Source organism: Malaciobacter sp. (assembly GCF_055140965.1).
In genome coordinates this window covers 61126-76333 of record NZ_JBSRRO010000005.1, presented here as the reverse complement: position 1 = coordinate 76333, position 15208 = coordinate 61126, and the positions used below count along the sequence as shown (strand labels likewise).

Below are 15208 nucleotides of genomic sequence, written 5' to 3'. Positions count from 1 at the left end.
GCCCATTTTTATACCTTACTTATAATTTATGGGTATTTTAGTTTAAAATAATTTAATTTATTATTAAAGGGGCTAGTTTTTTGGAAACTTATTTAATATATAACTTAAAATTAGCGTTTTATCAAAGTTTTCTTCTATTTGCAAATCTAAAGCATAATCTAGTATTTCTTTGAATTGCTTTGATGGTTTATATCCTAAATCAATCAAATCTCTTCCTAAAACTAAAGGTTTTAAAGCACTATTTTCAATATTTAACTCTTTTGCTTTATTTAATAACCAATTTATAGCTTTTGGGCATTTTTCTTTATCTTTTATATCTCTTCCTAAACAATCTGCAAGGCATATTAAACACAAATCTTCAATATTAACTTTTAAAGATAATCTTTTAACTGCTTTTAGTGATGAGTTTGCTAAGTACAATTGAAAAGGTACAAGATGTGATTTTACAAGTGGTGTTACTTTTTCTATTAATTTTTTTTCATTTGTAATTTTTGATAAAAAGCTAATAGTTGGTTCAATTCCTAAAGTTTCATGTTTATGTGAAGTAATTTTACCATCAATTAATTTTGTACAATATGGTTTTCCCAAGTCATGGCATAATATTGCATAAAAAAGATATAACTTTCTATTTTCATCTTCTATTTGCTCTTTTTTTAATATATTAGTCAGTTCATCAATAGTCATTAATGTATGAATCCAAACATCACCTTCTGGATGATACTGTTTATCTTGTACACATCCAACTAGTGCTTGTAATTCTTCAAAATGCTTTAAAATCCCTAGGTTTTTCATAAGTTCAAAACCAACTGATGGTTTATTTGATTTTAAAAATAGTTTTTTAAACTCTTCAAAAACTCTCTCTTTAGGAAGTTGTGTTAATTCATTGTTATCAACCATATTTTTGCACAAGTTAAAAGTAGATTCACTCATTTTTAATTCAAATCTTGCACAAAACTGTATTGCTCTATATACTCTTAAAGGATCTTCTACAAATGTTTTATCACTAATATGTCTTAAAACACCATCTTTTAAATCTTGTATTCCATTATTAGGATCTAGTAGTTTATCTTCAAAAAAGTCATATCCAATAGAGTTTATAGTAAAATCTCGTCTTAAACTGGCTTTTTTAAAGCTCATATGTTTATTGATTACAACTTCAAAGCCTTTATGACCATCTGCTACTTTTTTTTCTTGCCTTGCTAATGCAAAATCAAAATCATATCCATCAACATTTAAAGTTAAAACTCCAAACGATTTTCCCACAAGTTTCACACTTCCAAAAGAAGATAAAACTTCTTGAATATCTTCAAGTTTTTCTATATTAAATAACTCAACATCATAATCTTTACAAGGAATTTTCAATAAATTATCTCGAATGCAACCACCTACAAGAATAGGTTTGGCTCCTATTTCTTGTAGGGCATAAAGTATATCTTTTAGTATTTGAGGAAGTTTAGCTTTTATGTTTATATACATGAACATCAGTTTGTGGATAAGGAATAGAGATTCCTTCTTCATCAAATCTTGTTTTTACTTTTTCTGTTAAATCAAATTTAACACTCCAATAATCAGGTGTTTTAACCCAAGCTCTAACTACAAAGTTTACCGATGAATTAGCAAGTTCTGAAACTGCAACAGTATTTGCTTCATCCAATAAAACCTTATCATTTGATTTAATAATCTCATACAAAATCTCTTTTGCTTTTTTTATATCATCATCATAACCAATACCAACAACTAAATCAACTCTTCTTTTTTCATTTGCATTTACATTTGTAATAGTACTACTTGTAATTGCACCATTTGGCACTATTAATTTTTGGTTATCTGGTGTTTTTAAAATAGTATTAAAAATAGATATCTCTTCAACTGTACCACTAGAACCACCAGCTGTTACATAATCTCCAACCTTAAAAGGTCTAAATAAAATAATCATAACACCAGAAGCGAAGTTTCCTAGTGAATCTTTAAGTGCTAAACCAATTGCAAGACCAGCTGCACCCAAAATTGCAAAGAATGATGTAGTATCAATTCCTAATTGTTTCAATGCAGTTAAAGCAACTATTACCATCAAAGAATAATAAATAATATTCTTTAGAAATTTTATCAATGTTTCATCAATTCTATTTGTTTTTGTCAATAGTTTGATTGTAGCATCTGTTAATTTCCCTACAAGCCATTTACCAATAATAAAAATTACAATAGAAATAGCTATATTTAAAGCATATGTTCCAATTAAATCAGAAACCGATTGTACACTTCCTTGCATTTTATATCCTTATTTTATAATCTCTTTTAATTTAGATGTAACTTCTGTTAATAAAACTTCTGTTTTCTCTAAAGTTTTTCTATTTACAATTTCAACCATACCATCTTTTAATCTTTTTCCAACTACAACAGCATAAGGAAATCCAATAAGTTCAAAATCACTCATTTTAAATCCAAATCTTGCATTTTTTCTATCATCTAAAAGAGTTTCTATTCCCTCTTTTACTAGTTGATTATAGATATTTGTTCCAGCTTCTAACTCTTCATCTTTTTTTGCATTAGAAATAATAACATCAACCATAAATGGAGCTGTAGCTCTTGTCCAAATGCAACCTTTTTCATCATGATTTTGCTCAATTACTGCTGCAACTAATCTACTTACACCTATTCCATAACATCCCATAATAAATGGTTGAGCTTTTCCATTTGCATCTAAAAATGTTGCATTCATAGCGCTTGAATATTTTGTTCCAAGTTGAAAAATATGTCCAGCTTCTATTCCCTTAGTATGAGACAACTTTCCACCACAACATGCACATAAATCACCTTGTTTTACTTCAATTAAATCAGCAAATTCTAAATCAAATTTATTTAAATCAACACCAGTTAAATGGTAATCAACTTCATTTGCACCACAAACAATGTTATTTTCACCTTCTAATTCTCTATCAAAAAGTACTTTAATATCCTTAGGAAAATCAACAATTCCACAAAAACCAGCTATTAAATTTGCATTTTCTAAATCTTCTTGTATTGCATCCTCTATTTCAAGTGCACCAATAGCATTACAAGCTTTTGTTTCTTCAAGCTCATCTGTTCCTCTTACAAAAAATACAACAGTTTGAGTTTTATCTTCAAAGATAGCTTTTTTTATTACTGCTTTTATTGAATAGTATGGATCAACTTCTAAAAAGCTTGTTACTTCATCAATTGATTTTAGATTTGGTGTATGTACTTTTTTAATCTTTGTTGTTGCTAAAGGTTCTTTTTTTAATACTTTTCTAGTAGCTGCTTCAATATTTGCTCCATAATCACATGAATCACATACCACAATAGTATCTTCACCTGAATTTGCCAAAATCATAAACTCTTTTGAACCACTACCACCAATAGCTCCACTATCAGCTTCAACTACTCTAAACTCTAAGCCTAATCTTTCATAAACTTTTTTGTAAGTTTCTTCCATAAGATTAAACTCTCTTACTAAATCCTCTTGTGAATCATGGAAAGAGTAAGCATCTTTCATAAGAAATTCTCTACCTCTCATTAGACCAAATCTAGGTCTTGCTTCATCTCTAAATTTAGTATTTATTTGATAAAGATTAACTGGCAAATCTTTATATGAAGTAATTCTATTATTTACCATATCAACTAATGCTTCTTCATTTGTAGGTGATAATACATAACTTGCATTTTTTCTATCTTTAAATTTTAAAAGTTCAGAACCCATAGTATTTGCTCTACCAGACTCTTCCCATAAAGATGTTGGAGTAACAAATCCCATTTGTACTTCATTTGCACCTGCTTTATCCATCTCTTCTTTTACAATTGCTCTAATTTTCTCTAATACAATTTTTCCAAGTGGCATAAAGTTATAAATACCAGATCCTACTTGATTAATAAATCCACCTCTTACAAGATATTGGTGAGATGCTAAAGTTGCATCTTTTGGTGCTTCTTTAGTAGTTGGTATAAACATATTTGAAAACTTCATTAACTATTATCCTCTTTCATTTATTTTCAATGCGTGTTCGCATTTATATTTGTTTAACATATTTGAATCACTATTTAAATTAAACATTGATTGAACTGCTCCTAAAACAATATCACATTCCATATTTTTTGATAAATGTTTCATTTTTTTTGAAGGTTGATGCAAATACTCTGTTAAAACTGTTTTACATAGTTTTCTAATATTCTCTTCATCCTCTTTTTTAATAAAACCTTTTTTTATTGCATTATTGACTTTTTTATCAATAACCTCATCACCTTTTATATACAGATGTTTAATTACAGGTTCCACTTCTAATGTCTTTAACCAATCAAAAAACTCAACTGACATTTTACCTACAATTCCATATGCAGTTTTTGCTTGTTTTGCTTTTAACTCCATATTTGAATTTACAATAAATTGTAAATCATCTACTGAAAATATCTTTAAATTTGGTGATTCAATCTCATCAATATCTCTAGGCACTGCAATATCAAACCAAAATCTATCAAATTCACATTCAGTTACCATATCTTTTGTAATTATTGGATATGGTGCTCCTGTTGCTGTAAGTACTACTGGAATATGATTTAAAAGTTTTTTTAAGTTACTGTACTCTTCAACCTCAACATGAACTTCAAAAGTATTTGCTAAAATTTTTGCTTTTTTAATATCTCTACTTATAAGTGTAACTTCAAAACCTTTAGAAATTAAGTGCTTAACAGTTAATTCACTCATCTCACCTGCACCAATTACTAAAGCTTGAACTCCATCTTTGTTATCAACTACTTCTTTTGCTTTTAATACTGCTGTACTAGCAACTGATACAGATCCTGTACCTAAGCTTGTAGCAGTTCTAACTGCTGCTGCACATTTAAATGCATAGTGAAGTGCTCTTGGTAGATTTTGTTGACAGTAGCCTTTTGAAAGAGATAGTCTAAAAGCATCTTTTAATTGTCCTACAATTTGTGTTTCACCAATTACCAGTGAATCTAAAGCTGATGCAACTGAAAATAGATGGTGAATTGCACCCTCATTATCATAAACATCAGCTCTATCAAATAAATCATCATAATTTAATTGTGCATATTGTGCTAATCTTTGAATAATACATGATGTTGCATATGAAATATTTGATGTAGAGATAATAATTTCAACCCTATTACATGTAGATAATAAAATAGCCTCTTTAATTACAGCTTCACTATGTAATTGCTTTAAAAATCTATCTTTATTCTCTTCATTAGGAAAAGCTAGTTTTTCTCTTGTTTGAATATCTGTATTTTTATGTGAAAAACTTATTACTAAATAACTCATTATTAAAACTCTCTTTCTATCATAGCTTTCATAATCTGAACCAAGGAGTCATCTTTCTCATTTTCAACTGCTTTAATAGCTTCTAAACCTAAAGCTTTTGCTTGATTTATACTATCTTCTAAAGCTTTTGTATCTTTCATTTGCTTTTGTATCCACAAGCTATCTTCTTTTGATAACTCTTTTTTATAAAGTGCCTCTAATTTTGATTTTTCATCTATTCTTTGATGTAAAAGCAAATATGGAATAGTAACTTTTCCTTCTACAAAATCCAAAAGTGCAGGTTTTCCAAGAGTTTGTGAATCTTGTGTAATATCTAAAATATCATCAATCATTTGAAAAGCTAAACCTAGATTTTTTCCATATAAAGCAAATTTATCTTTATCTTTATTTACTAAAATAGCAGCAGCTTTTGCACTAGCTTCAATTAATGAAGCAGTTTTTTTATAAATCATATCTAGATATTTTTCATATGAAGTATTAAACTCTTTTGTCAAATCCACATCAAGCATCTCTCCAATACTTAAAAGAGTAACAGCACTTGAAACAGTAGTTGCAACTTCTGTTGGCATTTTCGACAATTCTGTAAAAGCTTTTGAGTATAAAACATCTCCAAACATAATAGCTGTTTTATCATCATACAAAGCATTTACAGAGGGCTTTCCTCTTCTTGTATCTGATTCATCAATTACATCATCATGTAAAAGTGAAGCAGCATGAATCATCTCAATAACTGCACAAAGTTTAATTGATTCTTCACTAGAACCTGCAATTTTAATTACAAGTTTACTTCTTAACATTTTTCCAGTTGATAATTTATCTAATAACTCTAAACATTTTTTATCATTGCACTCTTGCACAAAATTTTTTATTTGTGCTTTTACTTTTTCTAATTCTATCAATTCTAATACCTTATGAATCTAATCTTTGAATTACTTCGCCAGTAAATTCAATATATAAACTTTTTTTCATTTCATGAACATTATCACTATTATTTGAAGCATACTCATTTAGTAATTCATTTATATCAAAACTACTATCTTTATTTTCACTAAGAATTAACTCCATAATTGCATACTTTTCTATTATTTTATCTAATTCATCGTCTACTATTTGTGTATTCGCACTTCTTATTGCATCTAAAAACTTAGATTGAGGAGTACCTGCAAAGATATCATCTTCATCTTCAAATAACGCATCATATTTTGACATTAGTTGTCCTTTTTTAACCTTACTCTTACAGACTCAGCGTGAGCTGTAAGCCCTTCTGTATCTGCTAATATTGCACAAGCTTCACCTAACTCATCAATTGCTTGAGAAGAGAAGTTTATAATAGAAGACTTTTTCATAAAGTTTTCTACATTTAATGGGCTATAAAATTTAGCTGTACTTCCAGTAGGAAGGGTGTGATTTGGTCCAGCTATATAATCACCAATTGGTTCAGGAGTATTTTCACCTAAGAAAATAGCACCTGCATGTTTGATTTTTGAAAGAAGTTCAAATGGATTTGTAGTCATAACTTCTAAATGTTCAGGAGCTATTTTATTCATAAGATCACATGCCTCATCCATAGAACTTGCAATAATAATTGCACCCCTTTCATCAATAGATTTTCTTGCAATTTCACTTCTACTTAAAGTTTTTAAATAGTTATCAACTTCAATTGAAGTTTCTTTTGCAATATTTTCATCTGTTGTAATCATAATAGAACTTGCCATTTCATCATGCTCTGCTTGAGATAACAAATCTATTGCAAGATATTTTGGTTTTGCAGTACTATCACTTAAAATTCCAATTTCACTTGGTCCTGCAATCATATCAATATTAACCTCACCAAAAACCAACTTTTTAGCAGTTGCTACAAAAATATTACCAGGTCCAGTTATTACATCTACTTTAGGAATAGTTTCTGTTCCATATGCCATTGCTGCAATTGCACTAGCTCCTCCAACTTTAAATGCTTTTGAAATATTACAAATATAACAAGCCGCAAGTAATAATTCATTTACTTCGTTATTTGGTGTAGGAGTACAAACTACTATCTCTTCAACTCCTGCAACAATTGCAGGAATTGCATTCATAAGTAGGCTACTTGGATATGCTGCTTTTCCTCCTGGAATATAAAGTCCAGCTCTATCAACAGCAGTAACTTTTTGACCTAAAATTGTTCCATTTTTTTCAAAATCAATCCAAGACTTTGGTAACTGTTTTTCATGGTAAGCTTTAATTCTATCATAGGCTTTATGTAGTGCAGATTTTAAATTTTCATCTATATTTTCATAGGCTTTTTTCATATCATCTTTTGAAATCAAAAGCTCTTCATCACTTTTTGCTTCCCACTTATCAAACTTTTCAATATGTCTTTTTAAAGCACTATTTTTCTCTTCTACAATTTCTGTTATTATATTTGTTACTATTGATGAAACACCTTTTATATCAGTTTTAGCTCTTGCTAAAATTTCATCAAACTCTTGCTTAAAATTTTCATTTTGTGTACTAATAATTTTCATATTTCCCTCTATATGTTTTTAAGTATCTCATTTGTTATATCTATAATATCTTTATTTTCTACATTTACTGTAATATCTGCAATAGCTTCATACTCACTAACTCTAATATTGTAAAGTTTTTTAGCTTCTTCAAGATTTTGTAAAAGCGGTCTTTTTTTTAGCTTTTTTTGAGCATTTTCAGAATTTTTTATTCTAGTTATAATACCATCAAAACTTGATTGTAAATATATAACTTTTCCGATTTGTTTGATGTTTTTTTGTTTATAAAAGCCTCCACCAGTTGAAATGATAGTATTATCTTTTATATTATTTTCAAGCCATAAAGCACACTTCTTTTCCAAAGCTCTAAAATAGGCTTCCCCATTAGTTTCAAAAATCTTTTTAATTTTTTGGTTTTCCATGCTTTCTATCAAATCATCAGTATCTATAGCAAACATTGAAGAGTTTCTTACAAGGCTTCTTGCAATTGTGCCTTTACCTACTCCCATAAAACCTATAAGTATAATATTACTTTTATTCAACAAAACTTTCCTTATGATTTATAACAAGCTAATATTATATCCAAAATTAAGTAAAACTCAAAATGACTTAAATCAATATAGAAAATCATAATTGCTTAGGAATAGTTATTGTAAATTTTGCTCCTTTATGATACTTTTTATTAAAAATATAATTGCTATTTGAAACTTCTATTTTTCCATGAATATGTTCATGTATAATTTGATATGTCATATATAAACCAATACCTGTTCCATCACTTTTATGTTTTGTAGTAAAATATGGTTCAAAAATATTTTCTATGATATTTTCAGGAATACCTCCTGCATTATCTTTTATACTAATTACTACTTCTTTAGATTTTTCAACAACATCGATAAAAACATATTTATCTTCCATATCTTTTTCTTTAAAAGCATCATTTGCATTATTTAAGATGTTTAAAAGAGCTTGTGTTAATTCATTTTTATATGTTGTTAATTGTAAAGTTTTATCAATATTTTGTTCTATATTTATAAAATTTGTTTTAAAAATACTCTCTAATAAAACTAAATTTTGCTCAATCAATGAGTATACAAAAAAACTCTCTTTTGTCTTATCAGCTGCAAAAAAGTTTCTAAAATCATCAATAGTTGATGATAGATGTTGTGCAGTTATATTTAGCTTTTCTAAAAACTCAAGCGATTCTTTTTTGTTTTCTGTTTTTGTTTCTATTCTTAATTTTAAGCCTGTTGCAATTGTAGAGATAAGACTAAGTGGTTGTCTCCATTGATGGGCAATATTTCCTATCATTTCACCCATTGATGCAAGTTTTGATTGTTTAAATAAAAGTCTTTCTTTACTTTTTAATTCTGTTAAATCAACTATTGTAAAAAGTTTAACTCTTTGATTTTTCAAAGTAATATATCTATCTTTTACAAGGGCTGGAAATGTTGTACCATCTGTTCTTACAAACTCTATTTCATAAGAGTCAAGGTTTTTATTTAAAGACTCTTTTAATGTAACTATAAAATCATTATGAACATGATGATAAAGATTTTGCCCAATCACTTCTTCTTTATTTTTATATCCAAGAAGCTTATACCCTACTTTATTTATATCAATACAATTGTGATCTTGAAATACTAAAACCGCTTCCATAGTAGAATCAAGGAGCACTTCAAAATTTCTAATAGACTCTTTTAATGCTTCTTGAGTTAACTTTAACTCTTTATTTTTCTCTTCAAGTTTTTTTCTTTGTCTTTGTAGCTTTTGTTTATTATCAACTACTTCTTTATATCTATATGTAATAACTAAAATGATAATTGCAAAAAAAATGAATATTTTCCAAAAAGATGAATAATCAAAACCCTTTTCATAGTTAAAATTTATCCATTTTTTCAAGATTTCATTTTTTGATTGTGTATCTAACTTTTTAATTACTTTATCAAAAATTGAAAATAACTGTTTATCTTCATATCTAACACCAACTCCCAAGCTATATTTTTCATCAAACTTTCCTGCAATTTTCAACTGTGAAAAATACTCTTTTTGAATTTTATAACCAACAGTTGTAATACTATCAATAAAACCAAAAATCTCTTTTTTTGATAATTTTTCCAAGCCCTCATCAACAGAAGATACATATATAAATTTTTTATTAGGATATCTCTTTTTTAGTATTAAAGAATGCCTATAATCTTTAACAATTGCTAAGATTTTATCATTTGGCAAATCATCTAAACTATCAAAAAATCTCTCTTCAAATCTTGTAGCTATTACTAAAGGATAATCAAGATACGCCTGTGTAACATGCATAATCTTTTTTCTATTTTCACTCTTTGAAACACCAGACAAAATATCACATTTTTTATTTTTAAAAGCCTTTAAACTATCTTGCCAAGAGTTAGTTTTATATAATAAAATTGGCGTTTTTATTTGTTTTTCAAAATATTTTATATAATCAGCTATTATTCCTATATGCTTGTCATTTTCTATTTTTTCATAAGGCATCCAAGAGGGATCAACACACATTTTTATTGTTTTTTTATTATTTAAATAATGGATTTCATCATTGGTAAAACTATAATTTTTTGAGTATTTGCTAAAGGAAAAAACTATATCATTGATAGTTAAAGATTTATCAACTAAGTTTATACTTTTTGCTCTTTTTAATTCATCTTCAATAATTGTTTTTCTAACTTCTCCTAATTTATAAGCATCTAAAAGCATCACCTTTTCGATTTTATTTGCTTCATAAAATAAAGCTTCTTTACTTTTTTGTTTTGAGTATTTATTATAAATTATATCAATAATCTCTTTTTTATTTTTAAGAGCATACTCCCAACCTTTATTTGTAGCTTTTATAAAATCTTTTATTTTTGCAGGATTTTTTTGTACATAATCTAAAGAAGAGAATAGATTTCCCCCAAAACCATATATTTCATAATTTGATGGACTAATAATATTATAAGGGATTCTTTTTTTATTTAAATAATAAGTTTCATTTGTAATATAAGCTGAAAAAGCATCTGCATCTTTTGATATAAAAGCATCAATTGGATTAAAAGATGAGATAAGATTTATGTCATCTTTTTTAATATTAAACTTTTCAAAAACTCTTGATAAAGAAGAGTTTTCAAACTCAAATTCTGTCATATATATTTTTTTATCTTTTAAATCTGTAGGAGAGAATATATCTTGTTTTGTAATTAAAACTAAAGGAGATTTTTTTAAATAGTTTGCAAGTAAAATAATTGCTTGTTTTTTATCATATTTTGATAAAATAGAAGAATCATAAATTCCAAAAGTAGCTTTTTTACTCTTTACTTCTTCTACTACATTTATATCTTTACTTAACTCTTTTAATGTAACATCAAAACCTACATCTTTATAAAAACCTTTTTCAACTGCTGCAATATAACCTGCAAACTCAAACTGATACTTCCAATTTAATTGAATAGTTACTTTATTTGTTTCATTTGCTATTAAATAATTAAAAAATAGAAAAAATATAAGAATTATACACCTAAATATACTCAATTCATACCTTTAAAAAGTGTTACGAAATTATACCATTAATTATTAAAAGCTAACTTTCTTTTATATCGCTCAATCATAGAGTTATTTCCCAAAAGCCCACCTTGATGGATATAGAGTATTGTATATTTATTATTAAAATAGTTAGAATTAACAAGAGTTAAAAATCCAAGTGGGTCATAAAGTAAATCAAACTCTATATTTGTGCTACTTTTGAGTTCACTCCAAATTTCATAAAATTCATTGTAAAGTTTTCCAAAATGATAATTTTTTTCTGTTTTTAGAATAATAGGATGAAGAGTTTCATCTTTTTCCAATAAAAAAAACTGTTTTTTAAGATATTGCTCTTTTCCAACGCAAGGACAAGTTATTACTTTACAATCTAAATATTTTTGTAAAAATAGTGCAGTTGTTCCTGTTCCACTTGGTAAAGCTACAACTAAATTTTTAATACTATTTTTTATTTGCCAAGCTTTTATCTCATTGGCTAAAATTTCAACTCCAAAAGAAGCTTCTTTTTCTCTACCACCTTCTTGAATATATAAACTTTCTTCATCTAAACAATTTTTTGATATATATTCATGTAAACAAGGTTCATCTTTTTCTATAATTTTTGCACCATTTTCTAAAGCAGCTTTATAATTACCTTGAGGGTTTTGTTTTAAGTAGTTGGATATATGTTTTACATAAAACTCTAATTGCCAACCTTTTAACTTTGCTAAAACTGACATAGAGTAAAGTGAATTTGCTTGAGCAGAACCATAAGATACTATTTTTTTTACATCTTTAAAATCACTCTTTAAAAAATAGTAAAACTTTCTTGCTTTATTTCCTGAAAAATCACTATGAAGTAAATCATCTCTTTTAATATATATATTTTGTTGTCTAAATGTTACTTTATGTGTAGGTGAGTCTGTAAATTTCATAGGTGATTGTACCATTTATTAATATAATTTTTGTACAATAACAAAAAACATACAAAGGTATTTTATGAATTTAATAGAATATATAGATAAAGGTGGAATAATAGTTTATATTTTAATCTTTTTAAATATAATTGGATTTACTATTATCATCTGGAAATTCTTTACCCTTCCAAGAAAAAATGCGATGATTAATAAAATCAAATTAAGACTTGATGAAAAAAGTGATTTAAAAACACAAATAGAGTATGAAGTTCAAAAACTAGAAATTGGCTTAACATATATAAAAAATATCGCTTCAGTAGCTCCACTTTTAGGACTTTTAGGAACTGTATATGGAGTATTTAAAGCCTTTGAAACAATCACAGCACAAGGTTTAGGTGATCCAACACTATTTTCAAATGGTATATCAATTGCACTTATTACAACTATTGCGGGGCTAATAGTAGCAATTCCTCACCATATTGCATACAATCACTTTATTTCACAAATTGATGCAATTGAATTAAAAGCAAAAAAAGACTTAATTAGATGAAACGAAGAGAACCACTAGGAGCAGATTTAACACCAATAATTGATGTTGTGTTTATACTTCTTATATTTTTTATTGTTACATCTGTATTTAAAAAAGATGAATTAGCTTTGATTTTAGATTTGCCAAATTCACAAGCAAAAGAGTTAAAAGTAAATAAAGAACAGGTATTTATTGAATTAAGTGAAGATAAATTAGCAATAAAAGGCATTGAAGTATCATTTATATCATTAGAAGATAATTTAAAAGAAGTAAAAGATAAAGCAAAACCAATAGTTGTAAGAATTGATAAAAATGTGAAGTATGAAAGGGTAGTAAAAGTACTTGATTTACTACAAAAGTATGATTTAACTAATCTTGCATTAATAACACAAGAAGAATAAAACTAAGCAAAATTGCTTAGTTTTTATTTAATGCTTGAAGATCAGAAAATGCCACTTCAAGTCTTGCTATCATAGATTCTTGTCCAGCTCTTAGCCACTTTCTTGGGTCATAATAGCTCTTATTTGGTTTATCTTCTCCGTTTGGATTTCCAATTTGTGCTTGTAAATAGTCTTTATTTAAAGCTTCATATTTTCTAACACCATCCCAAAAAGACCATTGTGTATCAGTATCTATATTCATTTTGATTACACCATACTCAATTGCTTCTTTTATATCAGCAAGAGATGATCCAGAACCACCATGAAATACAAAATCCACTGGTTTTTTATCAGTATTATGTTTTTGCTCTATATATTTTTGAGAATTATTTAAAATATCAGGACGCAAAATAACATTTCCTGGTTTATATACACCATGAACATTACCAAATGATGCAGCTATTGTAAAGTTTTCTCCTACTTTACTTAATTGCTCATAAGCATAACAAACCTCTTCTGGTTGAGTATAAAGTAAAGCATTGTCAACATCAGTATTATCAACGCCATCTTCTTCTCCACCTGTAATTCCAAGCTCAATTTCAATCATCATATCAAGCTCATACATTATCTTAAAGTACTCTACACATGTAGAGATATTTTCTTCTAAGCTCTCTTCACTTAAATCAAGCATATGAGATGTATATAAAGGTTTACCTGTTTCTTTAAAATGCTCTTTTCCAGCTTCTAATAATCCATCAATCCAAGGTAAAAGTTTTCTAGCTGCATGGTCTGTATGTAATATTACAGGTATTCCATAAGCTTCTGCCATTTGATGAATATGCTTAGCTCCTGAAATACCACCTAAAATAGCAGCATTTGAAGTTTTTAAACCTTTACCAGCAAAATATTGTGCTCCACCATTTGAAAATTGAATAATAATTGGTGAATTAACTTTACTAGCAGCTTCTAAAACAGAATTTGCAGAATCTGTATTTACAACATTAACAGCAGGAATTGCGAAACTATTTTTTTTAGCGTAAGCAAAAAGTTTTTTTGCTTCGCTACCACTTAATACTCCAGGTTTTACCACATCAAGTACACCCACTTAACTCTCCTTACTTAATAACTATTTTAGCTTGTTTTTTTAATCTACTAGCTGTATCGCTAATTGATTTTCTAAATTTGTCTTGTAATAAAAACTCTTTGATTTTATCTTTTACTTCATCATAACTCATAGTTGAAGCAGGAGTTTTTGATTCTAAATAAATAACATGATATCCAAACTGACTTTTAACAGGAGTTTTAGAGTATTCTCCAGCTTTTAAAGCCTTTGCACCAGCACTAAATTCTGGAACCATTTTATTCTCTTGAAATTTACCTAAATATCCACCTTTTGAAGCAGTAGGTCCTTTTGACATTTCACCAGCAAGTTTAATAAATGTCTCTTTTTTATTTTTTGCTTTATTTAATTTTTCAATTACAGTTTTTGCATCTTTTTCTGTTTTTAATAGTATATGTCTTGCTTCTAAAGTAGCTGGTTTTTTGAACTTATCTTTATTTTTGTTAAAAAAATCTTTTTGCTCATTTTGTGTTACTTTAATATCTTTGAACTGATTTTGCATCCAAATCTCTAAAGCTAAGTCTTTTTTGATTTTTTCTAAAGCATCTTTGAAAGATTTATCTTTTTCAATTCCACTTTTAATAGCTTCATTTGTTAAAAGTTTTTTTTCAATAGCTTGTTCTAGCACTTTATCTTTTTTATCTTTTGGTAATACATCAAAATCAATATTTGGATTTCTTAATACTACTTCTAAATCATTTTTTGTGATTTTTTCCCCATTTACTGTAGCATAATAATCTGCTGCACTTAATGTGGCTGTACTTAAAACTAATGTAGCAATTACACTTGTTACAATCTTTCTCATAATCTTCCTTTTATTTAAATATTCGCTTATTCTATCTATATTTTATTAACAATTAGTTAATTCAAAAAATTAACAAATAAAGTCTTTATTATACCTAAATTAATATTATAAAAATTAGTCATTCACGAAAATTTCAATATTTAACTT

Annotated in this window: 14 protein-coding genes; 2 read left to right on the top strand and 12 right to left on the bottom strand. The window is 27.4% G+C overall.

Features of this window, described 5'->3' with window-relative positions; genetic code table 11:
* Positions 1 to 72 precede the first annotated feature (72 nt).
* From ACTCCZ_RS03090 to ACTCCZ_RS03045, 10 genes are all read right to left on the bottom strand, one after another.
* Positions 73 to 1476: a CCA tRNA nucleotidyltransferase gene (locus tag ACTCCZ_RS03090; protein ID WP_104412299.1), complete on the bottom strand. Its 1404-nt coding sequence runs from the start codon at positions 1474 to 1476 to the stop codon at positions 73 to 75.
* Entirely contained in the window at positions 1454 to 2269 is an 816-nt protein-coding gene (locus ACTCCZ_RS03085) for a mechanosensitive ion channel family protein (RefSeq protein ID WP_079578013.1), read from the bottom strand. The genes ACTCCZ_RS03090 and ACTCCZ_RS03085 overlap by 23 nt, the downstream gene beginning before the upstream one ends.
* Positions 2270 to 2278: 9 nt before the next feature.
* Positions 2279 to 3982, bottom strand: a complete 1704-nt coding sequence (locus tag ACTCCZ_RS03080) for a proline--tRNA ligase (protein WP_079578014.1) — start codon at positions 3980 to 3982, stop codon at positions 2279 to 2281.
* Between the two features lie 6 nt (positions 3983 to 3988).
* Positions 3989 to 5296 carry a glutamyl-tRNA reductase gene (gene hemA, locus ACTCCZ_RS03075; RefSeq protein WP_079578015.1) on the bottom strand — a complete coding sequence of 436 codons (1308 nt, stop codon included), beginning with the start codon at positions 5294 to 5296 and terminating at the stop codon, positions 3989 to 3991.
* Positions 5297 to 5298: 2 nt separating this feature from the next.
* A complete protein-coding gene (locus ACTCCZ_RS03070; RefSeq protein WP_079578016.1) occupies positions 5299 to 6195 on the bottom strand; it encodes a polyprenyl synthetase family protein in 897 nt (298 codons plus the stop codon).
* Positions 6196 to 6205: 10 nt separating this feature from the next.
* Positions 6206 to 6505: a DUF2018 family protein gene (locus tag ACTCCZ_RS03065; RefSeq protein WP_079578017.1), complete on the bottom strand. Its 300-nt coding sequence runs from the start codon at positions 6503 to 6505 to the stop codon at positions 6206 to 6208.
* Entirely contained in the window at positions 6505 to 7803 is a 1299-nt protein-coding gene (gene hisD / locus ACTCCZ_RS03060; protein ID WP_079578018.1) for a histidinol dehydrogenase, read from the bottom strand. The genes ACTCCZ_RS03065 and hisD overlap by 1 nt, the downstream gene beginning before the upstream one ends.
* Positions 7804 to 7811: 8 nt before the next feature.
* Positions 7812 to 8324 (bottom strand): shikimate kinase, encoded by a 513-nt coding sequence (locus ACTCCZ_RS03055; RefSeq protein ID WP_079578019.1) that lies wholly within the window; start codon positions 8322 to 8324, stop codon positions 7812 to 7814.
* A gap of 85 nt (positions 8325 to 8409) precedes the next feature.
* Complete coding sequence (locus ACTCCZ_RS03050; protein WP_079578020.1) at positions 8410 to 11322, bottom strand: ABC transporter substrate-binding protein; 2913 nt, start codon at positions 11320 to 11322, stop codon at positions 8410 to 8412.
* Between the two features lie 35 nt (positions 11323 to 11357).
* A complete protein-coding gene (locus ACTCCZ_RS03045; protein WP_079578021.1) occupies positions 11358 to 12245 on the bottom strand; it encodes a 1-aminocyclopropane-1-carboxylate deaminase/D-cysteine desulfhydrase in 888 nt (295 codons plus the stop codon).
* Between the two features lie 64 nt (positions 12246 to 12309).
* Between ACTCCZ_RS03045 and ACTCCZ_RS03040 the strand changes: the two genes are divergently transcribed.
* The gene (locus ACTCCZ_RS03040; RefSeq protein ID WP_079578022.1) at positions 12310 to 12777 is read left to right on the top strand and encodes a MotA/TolQ/ExbB proton channel family protein; all 468 of its coding nucleotides are present in this window, start codon (positions 12310 to 12312) and stop codon (positions 12775 to 12777) included.
* Positions 12774 to 13157, top strand: a complete 384-nt coding sequence (locus tag ACTCCZ_RS03035; RefSeq protein ID WP_079578023.1) for an ExbD/TolR family protein — start codon at positions 12774 to 12776, stop codon at positions 13155 to 13157. Before ACTCCZ_RS03040 ends, ACTCCZ_RS03035 begins: the two co-directional genes overlap by 4 nt.
* Positions 13158 to 13173: 16 nt before the next feature.
* On the opposite strand, the gene fbaA is transcribed toward ACTCCZ_RS03035, so the two are convergent.
* Together fbaA and ACTCCZ_RS03025 are read right to left on the bottom strand one after the other, a co-directional pair.
* Positions 13174 to 14241 carry a class II fructose-bisphosphate aldolase gene (fbaA, locus tag ACTCCZ_RS03030; RefSeq protein ID WP_079578024.1) on the bottom strand — a complete coding sequence of 356 codons (1068 nt, stop codon included), beginning with the start codon at positions 14239 to 14241 and terminating at the stop codon, positions 13174 to 13176.
* A 10-nt stretch (positions 14242 to 14251) separates the two neighbouring features.
* Positions 14252 to 15061 carry a peptidylprolyl isomerase gene (locus ACTCCZ_RS03025; RefSeq protein WP_079578025.1) on the bottom strand — a complete coding sequence of 270 codons (810 nt, stop codon included), beginning with the start codon at positions 15059 to 15061 and terminating at the stop codon, positions 14252 to 14254.
* Positions 15062 to 15208 lie beyond the last annotated feature (147 nt).